The sequence below is a fragment of the Microcoleus sp. MOSTC5 genome, from assembly GCF_036701825.1.
Classification (GTDB): domain Bacteria; phylum Cyanobacteriota; class Cyanobacteriia; order Cyanobacteriales; family Microcoleaceae; genus Microcoleus; species Microcoleus asticus.
On sequence record NZ_JAUBRK010000002.1, the window covers coordinates 134,371 to 152,615 of the forward strand.

Here is an 18,245-nt window from a genome sequence, read left to right on the forward strand (position 1 = left end):
ACCGGTCATACTGACTCGGTATATGCAGTGGCGATCGCAGCCGACGGCCTCACAGCGATTTCCGCTTCATCGGATAAAACCCTGAAAATCTGGGACACCGAGACAGGTACCGAAGTTAGAACCCTCACCAATCATACTAACGGGGTACAAGCAGTGGCGATCGCACCAGACGGCCTCACAGCGATTTCCGCTTCATCGGATAACACCCTGAAAATCTGGGACACCGAGAGTGGTACCGAAGTTAGAACCCTCACCGGTCATACTAACCGGGTACAAGCAGTGGCGATCGCACCAGACGGCCTCACAGCGATTTCCGCTTCATCGGATAACACCCTGAAAATCTGGGACACCGAGAGTGGTACCGAAGTTAGAACCCTCACCGGTCATACTGACTCGGTATATGCAGTGGCGATCGCACCAGACGGCCTCACAGCGATTTCCGCTTCACGGGATAACACCCTGAAAATCTGGGACACCGAGACAGGTACCGAAGTTAGAACCCTCACCAATCATACTAACCGGGTACAAGCAGTGGCGATCGCACCAGACGGCCTCACAGCGATTTCCGCTTCACGGGATAACACTCTCAAAATCTGGGATTTGCTTAGTGGCCAAGAAGTTGCTAGTTTCAGCGGAGATGCTGAGTTTGATTGCTGTGCGATCGCCCCTGATGGAGTGACAGTTGTAGCGGGGGATTCGTTGGGCCGGGTGCATTTCCTGCGATTGGAGGGAGTTAGCGGCGGGCGATAATCGGATTTTTGGGTCGATTCGGGTGATCTAATTTGAAATTCTCGGCGGTTGAAATCCCGGCGGTTGGAAACCGCGTCTACACAAACGATGTCCGCCTACGCGGACGAAGAGGGTATTTGGAGATTGAAAATCATCAGGTGAAATCTTCAACCCGCGAAGGCGGGTTTTGTCTCTGTAGCCGCGGTTTCCAACCGCCGGGTTTTTTGGGTTTCAACCACCGGGTTTTTTGTGGATGAGCGATCGAATTTGAGAGAAATGTGCGATCGACTTTTATTGTTGGGAGATAGTATTCGGATCGATCGGCACAATTCCTTCGCTGGCGTAGCGAGTAAAATCCTTAACATTTAGCATCAAAATATGTGCTCCACCATTTGCTTTCATAATAGCCACAAGACGAGCATCATGTACCTGAATTCCCGAAACTCTGTAGCTAACAACTAACCTACGCCACTCGGAGTATGTTAAATGCGTATCGGGAAACAACGGAAAAAGACGCTCTATCCGCTGTAACAGGCGATCGGCATCAGCAGGAGTCAACCCAAAGCCATTTTTCTCGATCGGGCGAGTAACCACATTCCAAAACTCAACGCAGTTTTGTGATGCTACTTGCAGTTTATATCCATCTTGTCGCAATTTTTTTACGGCAGTTCGGGTTACAGGGTATAAAGGATGAGAGCGATCGGCAAACCGCAGCAAAATATTCGTATCCACAAGACATAACATTGCTAAGGGTGATCCTCGTAGATGCCTTCACGACTTATGGCAAAATCTGATAGCATAGGGACATTTACTCCCATGTTTTTAATGGAATCATCAGCCAATTCATCTAAAATTATTTCAAACTCGCGATCGCTGATTTCTGCCTCAGAATCACTTACTCTTGATAACAGACCGGGCCCTGACTTCCAAGTTAGAAAATCAACAAAATTAAGAACAACTTCTAGCTGCGGTTTACCTAAATAACGCAGCTTACTTACAATGCTTTCAATTACAGCTTCCATATATTTATAGTTGAGCTTTAATTGTGATTAATTTCAGGAAATTATAGCAAAAATATCAAATTTTGTCAAATTTACCCAACTGCGAGAGAAGGGGAAGGGATCTCGGCTTTTAGGGAAAGGGGCGATCGACTTTTTGGGAAATCGGCGATCGACTCTTCAACCCGTCGGGTGGGCTTTGAGCAACGCCCAAAAAGTTAAATTTAAATGCAGAACACCCGATCAATCAACCCTTGGCTCATCCAATCCCAGCGGCACGAAATATTGACTGTAAACCACACTATCCGATGCCCAAAGCGGCCGCCAATAAACATTTTGCATCACCGCTTTCTCCCCATCACCCTCAGCAGGCCACTGAAAACTGACGATCGCAATATTGCTATATCCCACAATCTCATCACCCTCTTGCAGCCAGCGATTGCGCCACAACAGCGATATAAAATTCCACAACCTGCGCAGCACTGACAATCGTTTATCTGTATGCGATCTATTTGACGCAGTTCCCTTTTCTAGCTGCAAAAACATCCGAGCTTTTTGTCGTTTTATCCAGTCAACCCGATAGCCCCAATCAGGCAGAGATTGTCTATTTCTGACAGCAGCCGCCAAAGCTTTCTTTCTGCCACCCCTCGAAATTTTAATTAATTCCAGCGGCTCATTCCATCCCAAACATTCGTGCGATCGCTCAGGAAGCAGCGACTTAATCTTAGTATGAATTAAATGCGTTTTCCACTCCTCATTGATAAAAGCACTAGCTGTCAACTGCGCCAACACAGAAGATTGACAATTTGATTGATAATTCGCCCCCTTCAAAAGCTCAATATTCGATCGAGAATCGCCAAAATGACAATCAGACCAATAACTCAGCCGCACAGCAGCAGCATAGTGAATATCCCCCGTCAACAGAATCACCCGATCGCGCTGTTTAAACAACTCTGACAACAGCTTCACAAAAGCCAACTCGTGAAAATTCCAAGCATCCCCCGCATCACTATTAAAAACCTTCCCCTGTTCCACATCCCACTTTTGCACCACATCAATAATCCACAAACCCACCAAATTTGTCGGCACAACCACCAGCGTCGCCTCAATCTCAAACTCCCCAGTTTTATTCAGCAAATCAGTCTCCTTCAAAGGTTTCTGAATTTGCTCCTCAAAACCTTTGTGAGTCAAAAGCATCGGCGGATCGATCGCGCTTTTCACCGGATACCCCCGCCAACTCCGCGTATCCAGCACAATCACCTCGTGCTTAAAACTTCTCACAGTAAAATGCCAATTCAAAACCTCACTTACACCCTCGCCACCCCGATCCAAAATAAAAACATCTTCATCTAATTTCAACTTAGGCAAATGAGTTTTCGGATCGAGCCCTGGAATTCCCAAATACGAAGCCGCCTCCTCCCAAGCAGAAACATCAGTCCCCGCCGAATTCGACCATTTTTCAGCAGTTGTTAATAATTTATATCCCGGTTTTTCGCGATCGAACTGTGCGGGCGTATTTCCCCAAGCCTGAAACACAGCGTAAGCCAGCAAAGCATTCTGCACCACCCGCCGGCCCAGCGGCTTCCCCAGCACCCGGTAACACCACTCTCGATTCAAATACAAATCGTCGCTAACATCATGGTCGTCGCAAATCATATAAGTAGGAATATTCGCTAGCGCCCTCCTCACCCTCCACAAGTTGCGAACAAAACCGTCAAGTTCAACAACTTCTCTATCCCAGACTTTTGCCTGCTTAGAATTTGGGCAAATATCCTTACCCTTCGGAAAACGCTCGCACCAAAGTACCGGCGACCAAACTAACAAATACATCGCATAATATTCGCCCAAGCTAAACAAGTGACTTTTAGCATTTTTGGGTTTATTCACCAACATCGCGGTAAAGCCGCCAAAATCTCTGGCAATATCGCTGCGAGTCCCCGGCTGTAACTCAATTGGTTTTTTGGACTCATACTTACCATCAGACGGTTTCTGAATAGGTGACTCTCTAAAAATTTCCCTCTCTTGGCCAACTGTATTTTCGTTTTCCGCATTTTTAGGTATACTGATACACAAATTCTTTTTAATTTGGGCATCATCCATCAGGGGTAAACTCTCTTCCCAGCCTAACAGGGTATCGCCAGCATCAGTCAAAGCCCACAGCATCGCATCGGCAACGTCGTCGCCGTAAATTTGGTCACCCGTTAAAAACAGTTGGTGGGGCCTGCTATTTGCCGTACTTGCAAACTGTTCGATCGAATTATCCAAGATTGGCAGGGCATCTCTGCCGTCTCCGTGGGGCTTGCGACAAGAACCGTGAACGATACGCAAATAGTTTAAATCGTTCGGCGGCAGGGCAAAAGTGGGCAACTGGTGAGCGAAATAACTGATCGTCTCCCGTCCCAAAGCCGACCAATCAGGGGACGCCGGCCACAGGCAAGAAATGAGATTTTCTTTCTCATTTTCTGGGACTGCAACCCCCGACGGCGACTCGCGACTCCCAGCAAACTCGATGTCATAAGCATAAATTTGCCCGGATGTCAAGACGTTGCCGTCGATCGGTTTAGCAGTCACCGCCACTACGTGCAGGTATTTGCCGAGCTGCACGGTAGAGTTCGCACCTTGGAGCAATGGCACCCCGACAATTTCGCCGGTTCCGCCCTCTGTCGAATAAACCTTGAGTTCGACTTGGCGAGGTGCTTTCAGAGCCAGCCAAACAGTCACTGCCCGACTTTCAGTCCGGCGCAAAATTGGGCCCGCAAGGATGAGCGGCAAATGATGAATTCGATGACTTAATGGCGTCCACGACATAGGATTTAAAAAATAAAAATTCAATCAGGGGTTTTCTAGCAATGAAATTTCAGGCGATCGAGCATCTGTAATCCGCTTAATTAATGCTAAGTCTGCCAACCCCAGTCTGCAAAATTGTAACAATTCATTAAGTAAAATTAATAATCAACCATGCTACAAGAAGAAAAATTACAGCAGTTCCTAGATTCAGCCCTGCAGCCGCCAGCAATTAAAACATCAGAACCCGCCGAGAGGCCCAACAGTCCGCCGCTCTACTCTTCACCTTTAGATCGGGCGATCGACCGCCACCCCCTCACCGTGGCTCCAGAAACCCCGATCGCCCAAGTGTTGGCTTTGATGAACCCGATGCGTGTCTCCTGTCGGCTTTATGGCGAAAAACCACACGCTCTTCCGAGTCCGACCAAGCGCAGTTGCGTGTTAGTCGTGGAAGATAATCGGCCCATCGGCATTTTTACAGAACGAGATATCGTCAAACTAACTACCGTAGCAGCTTGTGCGGTAGGACTGACAATTGCTGACGTAATGACTCGATCGCCCATTACTCTCAAACAATCCGAGTCTCAAGATATTTTCACAGCTATATTCACGTTGCGCCAGCATCAGATTCGGCATTTGCCCGTAGTGGACGAAGACTCGCGACTTCTCGGCATCATCACCCGCGAAGCCATTCACGAAGCCCTGCAACCGGTTAACTTGCTAACCAATTTGCGCTGTGCAGCAGATGTCATGACTAAAGATGTCATTTCGGCCCCAAAAACTGCCTCAGCCCTCGATTTAGCCGAACTCATGGTCAAGTATCGAGTTAGTTGCGTCGTCATTGTCGAAGAGCAAACTCAGCATCCACAGCGGGCGATCGCACCAATAGAAAATTACCAAATTCCGATCGGCATTGTCACCGAGCGGGATATTGTGCAGTTTCACGCGCTCGAATTAAACCTCTCGGAAATCCCGGCAGCAAGGGTCATGAGTGCGCCTTTATTTTGCATATCTCCCGCCGATTCCCTGTGGAGTGCCCATCAGTCGATGCAGCGGCACTGTCTCCGCCGTTTGGTAGTAGTTGGCAGTCACGGAGAACTTTTGGGCGTTGTCTCTGTGACAAGTTTGCCGCAAGTTTTTAACCAATCAGAAATGTACGGGACGATCGAGCTTTTGCAGCAAGCAGTTGACGATCGAGCCTCTCAATTGCAGGAAGCCAACGAACTTTTGCAGCAAGAAATTTTAGAGCGGCAGCGGGCCCAAGAAGCCCTGCGCCAAGCTCATGACGACTTAAAAAAACAAGTTGAAGAACGCACTGCTCAACTTTTAGAATCAAATGAATTGTTGAGACGCGATATTATCAAGCGCCAGCGAGTCGAAGAAGCGCTGCGGCGAAAGCAAGCTTGCTTGAAAAATCAAGCGCAGCAATTAGAGCAAACTGTACGAAAGTTGCAGCAAACTCAAACTCAATTAGTGCAAACCGAAAAAATGTCTTCTTTGGGACAAATGATTGCCGGTATCGCTCACGAAATTAACAATCCTGTTAATTTTATCTACGGCAATCTTTCCCACGCCAGCCACTACATCAAAGAATTATTCCAACTGTTGGAACTTTACCAGCAGCACTATTCCGAACCAGTCTCGGAAATTCGGGAAGCAGCAGCACAGATGGAAGTCGATTTTTTGGTAGAAGACTTATCTAAGATCATGTCTTCTATGCAAGTAGGAACAGAGCGCATCCGCCAAATAGTTGTATCGATGCGCAATTTTTCGCGATCGGATCAATCTAACATCAAGCTCGTTGACATTCACGAGGGACTCGACAGCACTTTGTTGATTTTGCAGCATCGGCTCAAAGCTTACGGCGCACATCCAGCTATTGACATTATTAAAGAATACGGTAATTTGCCCCTGATCGAGTGCTGTGGCGGTCAGATCAATCAGGTGTTCATGAATATTATCGGCAATGCTATTGATGCTTTGGATGAAGAAATTCAGAAAGGGGAATGGGCGAGGAGATATGGGAAAAATTTACCCCCGTCAACTCCTAGTTCTTCAGTGACTTCTCCCACTATTACAATTCGCACTGAAGTTGTTGGCGGCGATTTTGTGGCGATCCGCATTTCCGACAACGGGCGGGGCATACCGGAGGAGATTCGCCGCCAATTATTTGACCCGTTTTTTACTACCAAACCCGTAGGCAAGGGCACTGGGTTGGGACTGTCGATTTCTTACCATTTAATTGTGGAACAGCACGGGGGGCGGCTCGATTGCGTTTCGGAAGCTGGACGGGGCACTGAGTTTGCGATCGAGATTCCAATCGTCAGTTGTCATTAGTCATAGGATTGAAGAATTGAAGAATTGAAGAAATGGAAATGACTGATGAAGCTCGTAGTTTGGATCGCGGGCAGGGCTATTTCATTCTTTTTTTAAACTGGTATCAGTAGGTGCGATTCGTTTACCCGATAACCCGAAAGGGAGGATGGCTAGCAAAGATGGGGTAAACCCAATCAAGGGTTGGAGCTCGCACTTTAATCTCCCATAAATGACAACTTACTATTCATGCAGGTGAGGAAACCTAGCCGAGTAACTAGCTAGGGCTTGCTGAATAAAGATAACAAATCGATCCCTCCGGCTTCCCCAAGAAGTTGAAAAGGCTAGTAATAGCGGTTAAGTAAATCAAACGCTATATACAGGATACTAGCGTCGGTAAACGCTTGAATATCCGAACGAGCTGGTAGGGTGACTGGGTGGTCAAATGCCAGAATTCTTGGTAAGATAGCTCAAAACTCGTGCATCTCCAAGGGCGATCGTGTACCGAAAAGCTGAACAAGTTAATGGCCCAGCAGCAGAATTTGAACTCCCCTTAGGGGCAAGGTTGGCAACAAATAACCGTTGGGTGCTGATGGCCCAAGTAATTCCGGCCGTCAGAATTTGAAGCCGAATATGCTCAAAACTTCACCACAGAAATGGGTTCACCAGCTAAATCATTTCGGCTCGCCTTAGGGGCATTAATTATTAAGGAGAAATTGGGAACTAGCTCCGCGTGAAACCGTAAATAAAATCAGGGAAAACCCTTACCTACAATACTTTATAAGTCAATCATCCTACAGCAACGAAGCGCCATTCGATCCATCCTTATTAGTACACTTCCGACAAAGAATCAGCGCCGAACTCGTCAACAAAATCAACGCGGAAGTGGTGAGGAGATTGCGGTTAGGAACCAGCTCACATGAGGAAAAAAAAATCCCGAGCGAGAAAGCGACGCGCCTAAACATCAAGGAAAATTAATCCGCTTATGCCACTTGCGCTCCAGCCGATATTAGTTATCCAACGGACTTCTCTCTCTTAAATAAAGCAAGAGAACACACGGAAAAAATCATAGACATTCTCTAGAAAACGCTGAACTTTCTAGTTCTGAACAAACCGAGAACCTATCGCAAGATCGCCAGAAAAGACTACTTAGAAGTTGCCAAACAAAGACGACCTTCCGGGAAACAGAAAAGGAAAGCTCTGAAAAAACAACTCCAGTATGTCAAAAGAAACCTTTCTCACATTTCACTGTTAATCGAGTTAGGAGCATCCCTGGAAAGTCTCAGCAAAAAACAATATAAGACCTTGCTAGTAGTGTCCGAAGTCTATCGGCAACAATTGTGGTTCTGGCAAAATTACCAACAAAGTATTGCCGACAGGATTGTAAGTTTAAGCCAACCTCGGATTCGTCCCATAGTCGCGAGGAAAAGCAGGAAAATCAGTAGAGTTTGGAGCTAAGCTTTCAGCGAGTTGTTTTGAGGGATAGGTGATTTTACATCGAATCAGTTGGGATAATTTTAACGAATCGGGAGACTTCAAAGCTCAAATAGACGCTTATCACAAATTTACTGGTTATTACCTAGAATCTGTCCGTGTCGATAAAATTTGTCGGACAAAAGATAACCAAGCATGGTGCAAAGAAAGAGGCATTAGAATTAGTGGACAGGCTTTAGACAGACCTCCACTCCAGGTAAGCAAAGAAAAAAAGAGACAAGCCAAAGAAGATGAGAAAATTCGCAATGCAATTGAGGGAAAATTTGGACAAGGCAAAAGAAAGTTTAGTCTCGATCGAGTAATGACAAAACTTCCTACTTCACAGACTGCGATTGCTATTACTTTTTTAGTCATGAATCTTTCTACCTAGTTAAGACGGGTTTTTTGTGCCATTTTTTATCAAAAACTCAAAATAATACCTGTTAACCAAGTGATGATTATCAAAAGCTATTAATTGCTAAATCATAGACCAATTAAACTTATATTAGAGGAAGCTTAATATAGATGAGCGATCTCGATCGAACTTTTCCTTTACTTATTCAGCAAGCCTTAAGTAGGTAAAAATAAACATGGCCTGGGGAAACCGGGTTTTGCATTAATCCTAAACCGGCGGCTAGTATAGAGCATTGCCTTACCCGCACCTAATATTTTTTTTGTCGCGTCTGCCTACTTGTTAACTAATAACTTTTGAGGAAAGCCGCTTCTTCTCAATATATTGCTGGTGGTAATCCTCGGCCATATAAAATTCACCAGCAGGTTTGATTTCGGTGGCAATGTCTTTGTCGTATTTACCGGAAATTTGCAATTTTTGTTTGGAGGCGCGAGCCGCTTTTTCTTGTTCGGAATTGTGATAAAAAATCACAGACCTGTACTGTTCGCCTCTGTCGGGGCCTTGGCGATTGATTTGGGTAGGATCGTGACAGTTCCAGAATACATCTAGCAGTGCTTCGTAACTCACTTGCGATCGATCGTACTCTAGCAGCACAGATTCAGCGTGACCGGTGACTCTGGCGCAAACATCCAGGTAGCAGGGATTGGGCCAGTGACCTCCTGTGTAGCCCGCAGCAGTCGAGACAACACCCGCAACGGCGCGAAACTTGTGTTCAACTCCCCAAAAACAACCGGCGGCAAATGTGGCTTTTTCCATCGTGTTACTCATCGTATTGCGCTCAAACTTGGCAATAAATTATGCTTGACATATTCCCATCAGTGTGCATTCCCAAACCAATCGCGGCTGTACGTAGTTTAGCAAATATTGTCGCGCTTTTTCCAAGGGTTCTAAGGGCGATCGACTAATTCCCCCTGCCAAAAATTGCTGCCAGTAACAGTGCTGTAAATAATCAATTAACCACAACTGAGATTCAGTATCTAAAGTTTTATCAATTTCCTTGGCCAATTCCAAAGCAGACCGCAGATTTTGAGGCAACTGCTTCACCTTTTGCAGCAAATCATCGGGTATTGATTGCAGTTGTTGCCAAATAGAAATTGCCTCGCCAGGACTTCCCTGAGCCATCCCCATTACCTCGGGATGGGATAAAATCTCCGCGAATCCCGCTTGCTGCAAAACTTGTGCCATTGCTTCGGGATTCAGCCGAGAAAACTGGATTTTTTGACAGCGGGAAATCAAAGTGGGCAGCAAAGCTTCCACTGTCGGAGCAATTAAAACGAGCGCTGCTTTTCCCGGTTCTTCCAATGTCTTCAACAAGCCGTTAGCGGCTCCCTCGCCCATTGTTTCTGCTTGTTCCAAAACTACGACTGAACGCGCCGCTTCTAGCGGCGGTCGGCTGAGAAATTCACCGATTTCTCGAACTTGTTCTAAGCGAATTTGTGGCGGTGCTTTCCGCTTTAAACCGGCTTCCTCTGCTTCCTTTGGCGACAGCCGTTTGCCTTGGTTCATGTAAGTTGGTTCTACCCAGAGCAAGTCTGGATGATTTCGCTGTCGCACGCGATTTTGCACGGAGGCTATTAGTCTGGTTTCGGAAAGGTTGGCTGAGAATAAAAGCTCAATGAAACACTGAGCCGCTAAACTTTTGCCGATGCCGTTAGAGCCGATAAATAAATAACCAGGAGCAATTCGGTTTCGCTCGACTGCTTGAGTTAGCAATTCTACTGCTCGCTCTTGTCCGATTAATGATGTAAAATAATCCATGTTTGCGGAAGAAGGAAGAAGGAAGAAGGAAGAAGGAAGAAGGAAGAAGGAAGAAGGAAGAAGGAAGAAGGAAGAAGGAATAAAATCTAGGGTTTTAGCAATTAAGTACATCATAACCGTCGGCGCGGCTACTATAATACTAAAAGGCTATTGTGGTTTAATGGACTGCTCAATAATTGTTTTGAGTTAACAATGTTAAGTTGTAAGTTCCTGGAGCAGGACACGGTATTGCCGTGTTTCTAGATATTATGTAGCGCTATTTTTCTGAAATGGTATTATTTGAATATCCCCAAGCTTCTAACCTGCGAGTTACAATATCTTGAATTTCCTGAGCGACTTCATATTCAGGGCGATCGGCATTTATCCGGACAATTCGAGATCCATTTTCCCCGGCTAACTCCGCAAAACCTTGCTGGACAAGTTGGTGAAACTTCAAATCAGCTTGCTCGATCCGATCGCACCCTCCCCGAGCTTTTACCCTCGCCAAACCCGCCTCCACCTTAATATCCAGCCACAAAGTCAGATCGCTTTCCAAGCCGCCGGTGGCAATTTCATTCAACTGTTTAATTAAATTTAAGTTAAGACCGCGGCCGTAGCCCTGATAAGCAATCGTAGAGTCAGTAAAGCGATCGCATAAAACAATCGTTCCTTTCGATAACTCTGGTTTAAGAAAAGTTTCGACGTGCTGAGCGCGATCGGCAGCGTACATCAGTAATTCTGCTCGATCGGATACAGATTCGCCCCCATCTTGTTTCAGCAACAAATGTCGCAGTCCCCTTCCCAGCTCAGTACCCCCCGGTTCGCGAGTAGCCACCAAGCGGACTCTCAGACAGCAACTTGCTTGCAGGAACTGTATCAACCGCTGCATTTGCGTAGTTTTACCCGCACCTTCAACCCCTTCAAACACGATAAGTTTGCCCTTCATTGCCCTAACTTTCCACCTGAATAAAATAAATTCATATTGTTCTGTGAATCGGTTCTAGGTTCGGTATGATAATAAAGTCTAAATGCCTCACGGCTGGAGTTGTCTATGGCTCGCTATACTGGTTTTTTTATCGTTGCCGTTCCGATCGACCGTCTCCGTCAGTCCCTGATTGAAATTTTAGAGTCATGCAATCTTGATATTATCTACAATACAGGAGATTCCGTCATGGCTCGCGAACTTCCCGGTCAAGTTTCGATTCCCAAACTTGTCACCGCAGAAGTCCTAATTGAGAAAAACACGGCTAGCGACTCAGAGGTTCGCATGAACTTCGTGATTAAAAACGAGGAACTGCCACTGCAAACCAACAACCACTGCCGTCAAATGTTCGAGCTAGTCAGTCGTTCAATTATGAACAACAATAATTGGCGGCTCTTGGAAAGTATGGCACTGTAGCCATCAGTCAGTCAATTTGAGGTGTGAGATTTTCGATTGACTCTAAAGATGAATCAGGGGGTTCTAAGTAACGTCGAAACTTCGTGGCTCTCGACTCCTGGTGTGAGGGGTTTGTCACCCTCTTGGGATGAGGTCATCAGTCATTAATTCCTAACTAATGACCGATGACCTCCGACTTCTATCTCTCATCCATACATTTAAGCTCGAAATCCCCGGCGCAAAAACAAAGAATTTGTCACAACGCTAACAGAACTAAACGCCATAAATGCACCGGCCGCCGCAGGACTGAGTAGAATTCCGGTTGCAGGCAGCAAAAGACCGGCTGCAACCGGAATTCCCAAAGTATTGTAACCAAAAGCCCAAAATAAATTTTGGCGAATCTTGTTGAAAGTAGCACGTCCCAGCTCGATCGACTCAACAACATCCATCAAAGCATTTCGCATCAGCACAATTTGAGCAGTTTCAACTGCCACATCCGTGCCGCAGTGCAAACCGATACCGACATCAGCTTGAGCCAAAGCCGGGGCGTCATTGATTCCATCCCCCACCACAGCCACTTTACAGCCTTGGGCTTGCAAAGTCGCGATCGCCCGAGCCTTGCCCTCCGGGCGCACCTCGGCCAAAACATCAGCCGCCGCCAAATCTAGCTGCTGCGCCGTCGCCGCCGCCGCTGACGCTGTATCTCCCGTCAGCATCATCACCCGCAATCCCATGCCCCGCAAACGTTCCACCGTCGCCTTAGCATCCGGTCTCAGAGTATCTTTTAGCCCGATTACCCCCAGCAAAACGCCCCCAGAAGCCACATAAACCGCCGTTTTGCCTTTGCAAGACCCCGACAATTCCGCCGCCACAGCGACCCCCTGCTCCTTCATCCACTCGGCATTCCCCGCGAACACCCGCCGGCCCTCCACCAAAGCAGAAACCCCGAATCCCGGTTCCGTGCAGAAATCCTCAGCAGCTAGCATCGGCAAACCTTGCTGTTGAGCTTCCAGCAAAATCGCTGCGGCGATGGGATGACAAGCGCCCCTTTCCACCGCCGCCGCAATTTGCAGCAGTTTTGAATTAACCGCACTGCCAGAAACTCCATCAATTGTGGAACAAACATCTTGTTTCTCTCCAGAAACTCCATCGATTGTGGAACAGGCATCTTGCCTGTTTCCAGAAAATCCATCAATTATGGAACTAACATTTTGTTTCTCTCCAGAAAATCCATCAATTGTGGAACAAACATCTTGCCTGTTGCCAACATTAATATCTGAGTTCAAATCCCACTCCGAATTCTGGAAAATCGGCAAATAATCTGTGAGTGTGAGATTTCCGGTTGTCAGAGTGCCAGTTTTATCAAAAACCACCGTATCTAATTGATGCACCCGTTCTAAAACATCGCCACCGCGAATTAAAAGTCCGCGCTCCGCCCCGATGCCAGAACCGACTAAAATTGCTGTTGGGGTAGCCAGTCCCAAAGCGCAAGGACAAGCAATAACTAAAACTGCGATCGCCAATTTCAAACTTAACAGCAAAGGCGATTGATAATGGATAATAGGCAATTCATTTCCCATATTCATTGCCCCGTGTCCCATATCCATTGCCCCGTGTCCTAAAAGCACAGAAGGCCAAATATGAGTCCCGGCAAAATACCAAAATAGGAAAGTTAAAAGCGATATCGCCATTACCCCATACACAAAATATCCTGCGACAGTATCAGCTAAATTTTGAATCGGCGCTTTGCGAGTTTGGGCGGCCTGCACCAAAGCCACCATTTGAGCTACAGTTGTTTCCTTACCGGTGCGAGTTGCGCGCATCACAACTGCCCCGGATTTATTGATAGTTCCCGCCGCAACTGTATCTCCTGGTTGCTTCAAAACCGGCATTGATTCGCCAGTCAGCATCGACTCATCTATGGTTGTTTTGCCTTCGCAAACTTCGCCGTCTACCGGAATTTTTTCCCCTGGCAAAACTTGCAGCCATTCTCCGACTCGGACGCGATCGGCTGGAATTTCAATGTATTGTGGATCGTAGACCGCAGATGTCGAGTCTAAAGGCAATTCTTCCGATCGCAAATCTAAACTCGAAAGTTTAAAATCAACTAAGCGGGCTTTCGCCGGTTGCAATGCAATTAAAGCTTGCAAAGCTGATGCAGCGCGCCGTCTGGCTTGCTGTTCCAGAGTTTTGCCCAACAAAATAAAGCCCAGCAGCATCACCGGTTCGTCAAAAAAGCACTCCCATCCCATCCGTGGAAACAGCAGCGCCGCGTTGCTAGCGGTGTAAGCTGTAACAGCACCTAAAGCTACCAAAGTATTCATGTTGGGTGCATTTCGCCACAAACTGCGGCACCCGTCAACGATAATCGGGCGCCCCGGTAGCAGCAAAGCTAGGGTGGCGAGTCCCCAGTGAAACCAAATATTGCTGAGAATTGGGGCTTTTGTGCCGACTACGTGACCTAAACCGGATAGAATAATTAGGATTAGGGCGATCGTCAATTGCTTGATTTGCTGTCGAATTTCCTGTCGCCGTCGTTCAATTGTTGTCGCTTCTGCTTCCTGCTGATTTTCACTTGAACGAGACTGAGAGGGAAATCCATTATCAGTCAACTTTTTCGCTAAAGCTTCTGCATCGACAGTCCCCGGTTGACACTCAACCGTCGCGACTTCTACGGCCAAGTTAACGCAAGCTGAAATTACGCCTGAATACTGCATGAGTTGGCGTTCCACAGCTTTCGCGCAGCCGGCACATTTCATCCCGCCGACATCGAAAGTAACAAGTTCTGGCGGTGATTCTTTAACTGGTATGATTTCTGGTTGAATTTCGGGGATTGTTTTCGGTAGAAATTGCATGGTTTTTTTTGGTATTGATTAGAATATTTCTGTGCTTGTGAAATGGTTTAATGCACGGTTTAGACAAATGTCTATATTTTGATAATAGATAAATATTGTGGCATCTTCCGAAAGTGTTAGTTTTTTTTAATTCTTATTAATTCCATGCGGTTAAATCCGCACTCCTGCAGGGGTTGAAACCAATGTCGGACTGCGGGTTTAATGCTAAGACAGGCTTTGGGCACGGTAGTGCTGTTTCCCTATTTGATATAATGAGCCAATTGCCTAGTTAGTATCCAGCTTTTATTTGACGAATTTAGCTATGACAGAAACACCAAAATTTTATATTGTCAAACGTCCTGCCGGTAATTGCGAAATTTTGCCGATCGCGCAACTCGAACAACAAAACCCTAGTATTATTGAAAAGTGGGGTCCTTACGATTCGCCTGAAGATGCCATCGCCCGTCGCATCGGATTAATTCGCGCCGGCAAATGCCAGCCGCAATGACCAAAAGCATCCAGGATACAAGCCCCCGGATTCATCCGTGGGGTCAATGCTTCAAATCTAAAATCTAAAATCTAAAATCTAAAATCTAAAATCGATTGACTCACAATGACGGATTGCAAAAAATAGCAAAGCATTCGAGTTGAAAATGTTGGCTTTGAGCCGTAATCCTTCCCCCGAATGCTTTTTTTTAACTGAAACCCTACACAGGTTTTCTACTTCGATTTAGAAGGTGCTGCACTCGGTTTTGCTTGCGTTGCAGTCGGCTTAGGTGGCGCTGCATTCGGTTTCGCCTCAGCCTTATTGTTCCCGGTTTTACCAGTAACTTGCTGTGTCAAAACTTCCATAGCTTTCGCGTACTGCGGATCTGCCGCCGTAGCAATTTTATCGCGATCGCGCCTCAATTCCTGTTTTTGAGCGTCGGTGAGTTCTACCTTAAAATCCGGTTCAATCCCGGCGTGGTTGATATCAGTGCCGTTGGGAGTAAAATACTTGGCAATTGTCACTGCCAAACCGGCACCATTTCCCACGCCGCGTACTGACTGAACTAAACCTTTACCAAACGTCTTTGTTCCCACCAAAACCGCGCGTTTGTTGTCTTGCAAAGCACCGGATAGAATCTCGCTAGCACTTGCTGAACCGCCGTCTACCAGTACAACTAACGGTTTGTCTGTGAGCTCTGCCTTATTTGCCGTTTGTTTATCAGCCTCACCGATTCGATCGACCGTCGAGACGATCGTACCTTCTTTGAGCCACATCCGAGCAATTTCAATACTTCCGTACAGCAACCCGCCGGGATTGGAACGCAAGTCTAAAATATAGCCCGTCACCTTTTTCTGTTCCAAATCCTTAATTGCCGATCGCATTTCCGATGCAGCATTCGCACTGAACTGATTTAACCGAATATAGCCGACTTCTCCGATGGGAGTTTTCTGCGCCGACTTCCGCACGGGATGAATTTCGATTTTAGCGCGTTTCAGCTTAAATTCTAATTCCTTTTTTTCCCGCAAAATGGTCAGCGTCACTTCAGTATTCGCCTGACCGCGAATCAAACTTACCGCTTGATTCGTATCCATGCCTTCTGTACTCTTGCCGTCAATCTTAGTAATGATATCTTTTGCCAGAATACCAGCAGTAAAAGCCGGGGTATCTTCGATCGGCGAAATCACCACCAACTTTTTGGTTTCCTCATCTTGAGTCAACTGAATCCCAACTCCTGTCAGTTCTCCAGAAGTTTCAACCTGCATATTCTTGAACTCTTCAGGGTCCATAAACCGCGTATAAGGATCGTCCAGCTTCTTCAGCATTTCCCGAATTGCTTTGTAAGCTTCGTCGTCGCTGGTATAAGTCCGGTTCAAATAATCATTCCGCACCGCTTTCCAGTCAACCTGGTTAAAAGTGCCATCCACATAACTTTTGTCAATAATCTGCCAAACTTCATCAACCAATTCTTTAGGGCTTCCCCGAAAAGAAGCCAGAGATTTAGAACTGCAACCAGTGTTCGCAAGAGTTACAGCAGTGAGTACCACTGCTGCTGCACTTAGAACAAGCCCTCGTTTTGTTATAACCATTTGTCTGACGCGCGGGAGAAAAAGAGTTCAGAATAATTACGCTCAATCTAACACAGGCAAAGCCGGCTCGCGTTTGGCGTACATATATTATTCAACTTTGCCGACTTCTATTCAGGGCGGGCTAGGAGCAACGCCCCACAAGAAACTTGATGTTTTTTTGTGGAACAGGCATCTTGCCTGTTCCTGACGGGCTAGCAGCAACGGCCCACAAGAAACTTGATGTTTTGTGGAACCAGCCCGAAAGCCTGTTCTTGGGGGGCTAAGGTTCGACCCAGCGATCGTCCGATTTAATCAAATCAATCAATTCTGCCACGCCTCGGTCTTCCGGGACTTTCTTAATTTCTTCCCGGCCCCGGTACAGCGAAATATAACCCGGTTGCTTCCCGACGTAGCCGTAGTCAGCATCAGCCATTTCTCCCGGGCCATTGACAATACAGCCCATTACTGCTATATCCAAACCCGTGAGATGCTTCGTCGCCTCTCTCACTTTGTGTAACACTTCCTCTAAATTAAACAAAGTGCGACCGCAGGAAGGACAAGCGACATACTCAACCATGGTTTTCCGCAGTCCCAAGGCTTGCAGAATGCTGTAGCAAACGGGAATCTCCTTTTCTGGGGCCTCTGTCAGCGAGACGCGGATGGTGTCGCCGATACCGTCAGTCAGCAGCGGTGCGAGGCCTGCGGTGGATTTGATGCGGCCGTATTCGCCGTCTCCTGCTTCGGTGACGCCCAAATGCAGCGGGTAATCCATGCCGAGTTCGTCCATCCGGTGCACCATCAAGCGGTAAGCAGCAACCATCACGGGTGCGCGGGAGGCTTTCAGGGAAAGTACGATATTTCGGAAGTCTAGGGATTCGCAAATTTTGATGAATTCCAGGGCCGATTCTACCATGCCTTCGGGCGTGTCGCCGTAGGTAAACAGCATCCGTTCGGCGAGGGAACCGTGATTAACGCCGATTCGCAAAGCTTTGCCTTGGTCGCGCAGGGAAATCACCAGAGGTTCCAGGGTTTCGCGGATTTTTGCGCCAATTTCCGCGAATTCGCTGTCGGTGTATTCGCTTCTGTCGGCTTTCGGCTTCTCGAACACGTAAAGTCCGGGATTGATTCTCACTTTGTCTACGTGTTTCGCCACTTCGAGGGCAATTTTCATGCCGTTGTGGTGGACATCGGCAACGAGGGGCACGGGTTGGTAGGTGGCGTGCAGTTTTTGCTTGATTTCGGCTAAAGCTTTAGCGTGGGCCATGCTGGGCACGGTGACGCGGACGATTTCGCAGCCAATCTCGTGCAAGCGCCGAATTCCGGCGACTGATCCGTCGATGTCGAGGGTGTCTTCGTTAATCATCGACTGTACGACGACGGGGTAGCCGCCGCCGATGGTGACGCTACCGACTTTGACGGGCCGGGTTTTGCGGCGTTTGATGGTGGTGTCGAAGGTTGGTTCGGTGGTGGGGGTTTTAGTGGGGTTCGGCAGAGTTTGCATAACTGGTTGCGAGGGTTCTGTAATTAGAGTT

General features: G+C 47.1%; 13 protein-coding genes and 2 pseudogenes. 6 read left to right on the forward strand and 9 right to left on the reverse strand.

Going from position 1 to position 18,245, the window contains the following annotated elements:
- Positions 1–750 (forward strand): annotated as a pseudogene (locus QUA54_RS01560) (WD40 repeat domain-containing protein); the annotation flags it as partial.
- Between the two features lie 270 nt (positions 751–1,020).
- Here QUA54_RS01560 and QUA54_RS01565 read toward each other — a convergent pair.
- The 3 genes from QUA54_RS01565 to QUA54_RS01575 form a co-directional block, all read right to left on the reverse strand.
- Entirely contained in the window at positions 1,021–1,461 is a 441-nt protein-coding gene (locus QUA54_RS01565; RefSeq protein ID WP_333412732.1) for a PIN domain nuclease, read from the reverse strand.
- A 14-nt stretch (positions 1,462–1,475) separates the two neighbouring features.
- Entirely contained in the window at positions 1,476–1,751 is a 276-nt protein-coding gene (locus QUA54_RS01570; protein ID WP_333412734.1) for a hypothetical protein, read from the reverse strand.
- A 219-nt stretch (positions 1,752–1,970) separates the two neighbouring features.
- On the reverse strand, positions 1,971–4,535 hold the full coding sequence (locus QUA54_RS01575) for a PhoD-like phosphatase (protein WP_333412735.1): 2,565 nt from the start codon (positions 4,533–4,535) through the stop codon (positions 1,971–1,973).
- Between the two features lie 150 nt (positions 4,536–4,685).
- On the opposite strand from QUA54_RS01575, the gene QUA54_RS01580 reads away from it, so the two are divergent.
- Both QUA54_RS01580 and QUA54_RS01585 read left to right on the forward strand, forming a co-directional pair.
- Complete coding sequence (locus QUA54_RS01580; RefSeq protein WP_333412737.1) at positions 4,686–6,848, forward strand: CBS domain-containing protein; 2,163 nt, start codon at positions 4,686–4,688, stop codon at positions 6,846–6,848.
- Positions 6,849–7,323: 475 nt separating this feature from the next.
- Positions 7,324–8,772, forward strand: a pseudogene (locus tag QUA54_RS01585) (IS5 family transposase).
- Positions 8,773–8,991: 219 nt separating this feature from the next.
- Here the strand turns inward: QUA54_RS01585 and msrA are convergent.
- Both msrA and QUA54_RS01595 read right to left on the reverse strand, forming a co-directional pair.
- The gene (msrA, locus tag QUA54_RS01590; RefSeq protein WP_445301518.1) at positions 8,992–9,477 is read right to left on the reverse strand and encodes a peptide-methionine (S)-S-oxide reductase MsrA; all 486 of its coding nucleotides are present in this window, start codon (positions 9,475–9,477) and stop codon (positions 8,992–8,994) included.
- A 27-nt stretch (positions 9,478–9,504) separates the two neighbouring features.
- Positions 9,505–10,467, reverse strand: a complete 963-nt coding sequence (locus tag QUA54_RS01595) for a DNA polymerase III subunit delta' (RefSeq protein WP_333412739.1) — start codon at positions 10,465–10,467, stop codon at positions 9,505–9,507.
- Here QUA54_RS01595 and QUA54_RS01600 point away from each other — a divergent pair.
- The gene (locus QUA54_RS01600; RefSeq protein ID WP_333412741.1) at positions 10,466–10,657 is read left to right on the forward strand and encodes a hypothetical protein; all 192 of its coding nucleotides are present in this window, start codon (positions 10,466–10,468) and stop codon (positions 10,655–10,657) included. The genes QUA54_RS01595 and QUA54_RS01600 overlap by 2 nt on opposite strands.
- Before the next feature lie 66 nt (positions 10,658–10,723).
- Here QUA54_RS01600 and tmk read toward each other — a convergent pair whose 3' ends face one another.
- On the reverse strand, positions 10,724–11,392 hold the full coding sequence (gene tmk / locus QUA54_RS01605; RefSeq protein WP_333193940.1) for a dTMP kinase: 669 nt from the start codon (positions 11,390–11,392) through the stop codon (positions 10,724–10,726).
- A gap of 105 nt (positions 11,393–11,497) precedes the next feature.
- Here tmk and QUA54_RS01610 point away from each other — a divergent pair, with 105 nt between their 5' ends.
- Complete coding sequence (locus QUA54_RS01610; protein WP_172190364.1) at positions 11,498–11,845, forward strand: hypothetical protein; 348 nt, start codon at positions 11,498–11,500, stop codon at positions 11,843–11,845.
- Positions 11,846–12,042: 197 nt separating this feature from the next.
- Here QUA54_RS01610 and QUA54_RS01615 read toward each other — a convergent pair whose 3' ends face one another.
- Positions 12,043–14,679, reverse strand: coding sequence for a heavy metal translocating P-type ATPase (locus QUA54_RS01615; protein WP_333412744.1), 2,637 nt, complete (start codon positions 14,677–14,679; stop codon positions 12,043–12,045).
- Between the two features lie 301 nt (positions 14,680–14,980).
- Here QUA54_RS01615 and QUA54_RS01620 point away from each other — a divergent pair, with 301 nt between their 5' ends.
- Entirely contained in the window at positions 14,981–15,166 is a 186-nt protein-coding gene (locus QUA54_RS01620; RefSeq protein WP_333412746.1) for a DDE transposase family protein, read from the forward strand.
- A 212-nt stretch (positions 15,167–15,378) separates the two neighbouring features.
- Here the strand turns inward: QUA54_RS01620 and ctpC are convergent, their stop codons facing one another.
- Both ctpC and ispG read right to left on the reverse strand, forming a co-directional pair.
- Positions 15,379–16,734, reverse strand: a complete 1,356-nt coding sequence (gene ctpC / locus QUA54_RS01625; protein ID WP_333412748.1) for a carboxyl-terminal processing protease CtpC — start codon at positions 16,732–16,734, stop codon at positions 15,379–15,381.
- Between the two features lie 259 nt (positions 16,735–16,993).
- Positions 16,994–18,214: a (E)-4-hydroxy-3-methylbut-2-enyl-diphosphate synthase gene (ispG, locus tag QUA54_RS01630; RefSeq protein ID WP_172190360.1), complete on the reverse strand. Its 1,221-nt coding sequence runs from the start codon at positions 18,212–18,214 to the stop codon at positions 16,994–16,996.
- Between the last annotated feature and the right edge of the window lie 31 nt (positions 18,215–18,245).

Excerpts from the sequence above, each read along its gene's own strand:
- QUA54_RS01570 (WP_333412734.1), bottom strand. The coding sequence starts at position 1,751 with ATGGAAGCTGTAATTGAAAGCATTGTAAGTAAGCTGCGTTATTTAGGT.
- QUA54_RS01575 (WP_333412735.1), bottom strand. The coding sequence starts at position 4,535 with ATGTCGTGGACGCCATTAAGTCATCGAATTCATCATTTGCCGCTCATC.
- QUA54_RS01580 (WP_333412737.1), top strand. The coding sequence starts at position 4,686 with ATGCTACAAGAAGAAAAATTACAGCAGTTCCTAGATTCAGCCCTGCAG.
- msrA (WP_445301518.1), bottom strand. The coding sequence starts at position 9,477 with ATGAGTAACACGATGGAAAAAGCCACATTTGCCGCCGGTTGTTTTTGG.
- QUA54_RS01600 (WP_333412741.1), top strand. The coding sequence starts at position 10,466 with ATGTTTGCGGAAGAAGGAAGAAGGAAGAAGGAAGAAGGAAGAAGGAAG.
- QUA54_RS01595 (WP_333412739.1), bottom strand. The coding sequence starts at position 10,467 with ATGGATTATTTTACATCATTAATCGGACAAGAGCGAGCAGTAGAATTG.
- tmk (WP_333193940.1), bottom strand. The coding sequence starts at position 11,392 with ATGAAGGGCAAACTTATCGTGTTTGAAGGGGTTGAAGGTGCGGGTAAA.
- QUA54_RS01610 (WP_172190364.1), top strand. The coding sequence starts at position 11,498 with ATGGCTCGCTATACTGGTTTTTTTATCGTTGCCGTTCCGATCGACCGT.
- QUA54_RS01615 (WP_333412744.1), bottom strand. The coding sequence starts at position 14,679 with ATGCAATTTCTACCGAAAACAATCCCCGAAATTCAACCAGAAATCATA.
- QUA54_RS01620 (WP_333412746.1), top strand. The coding sequence starts at position 14,981 with ATGACAGAAACACCAAAATTTTATATTGTCAAACGTCCTGCCGGTAAT.
- ctpC (WP_333412748.1), bottom strand. The coding sequence starts at position 16,734 with ATGGTTATAACAAAACGAGGGCTTGTTCTAAGTGCAGCAGCAGTGGTA.
- ispG (WP_172190360.1), bottom strand. The coding sequence starts at position 18,214 with ATGCAAACTCTGCCGAACCCCACTAAAACCCCCACCACCGAACCAACC.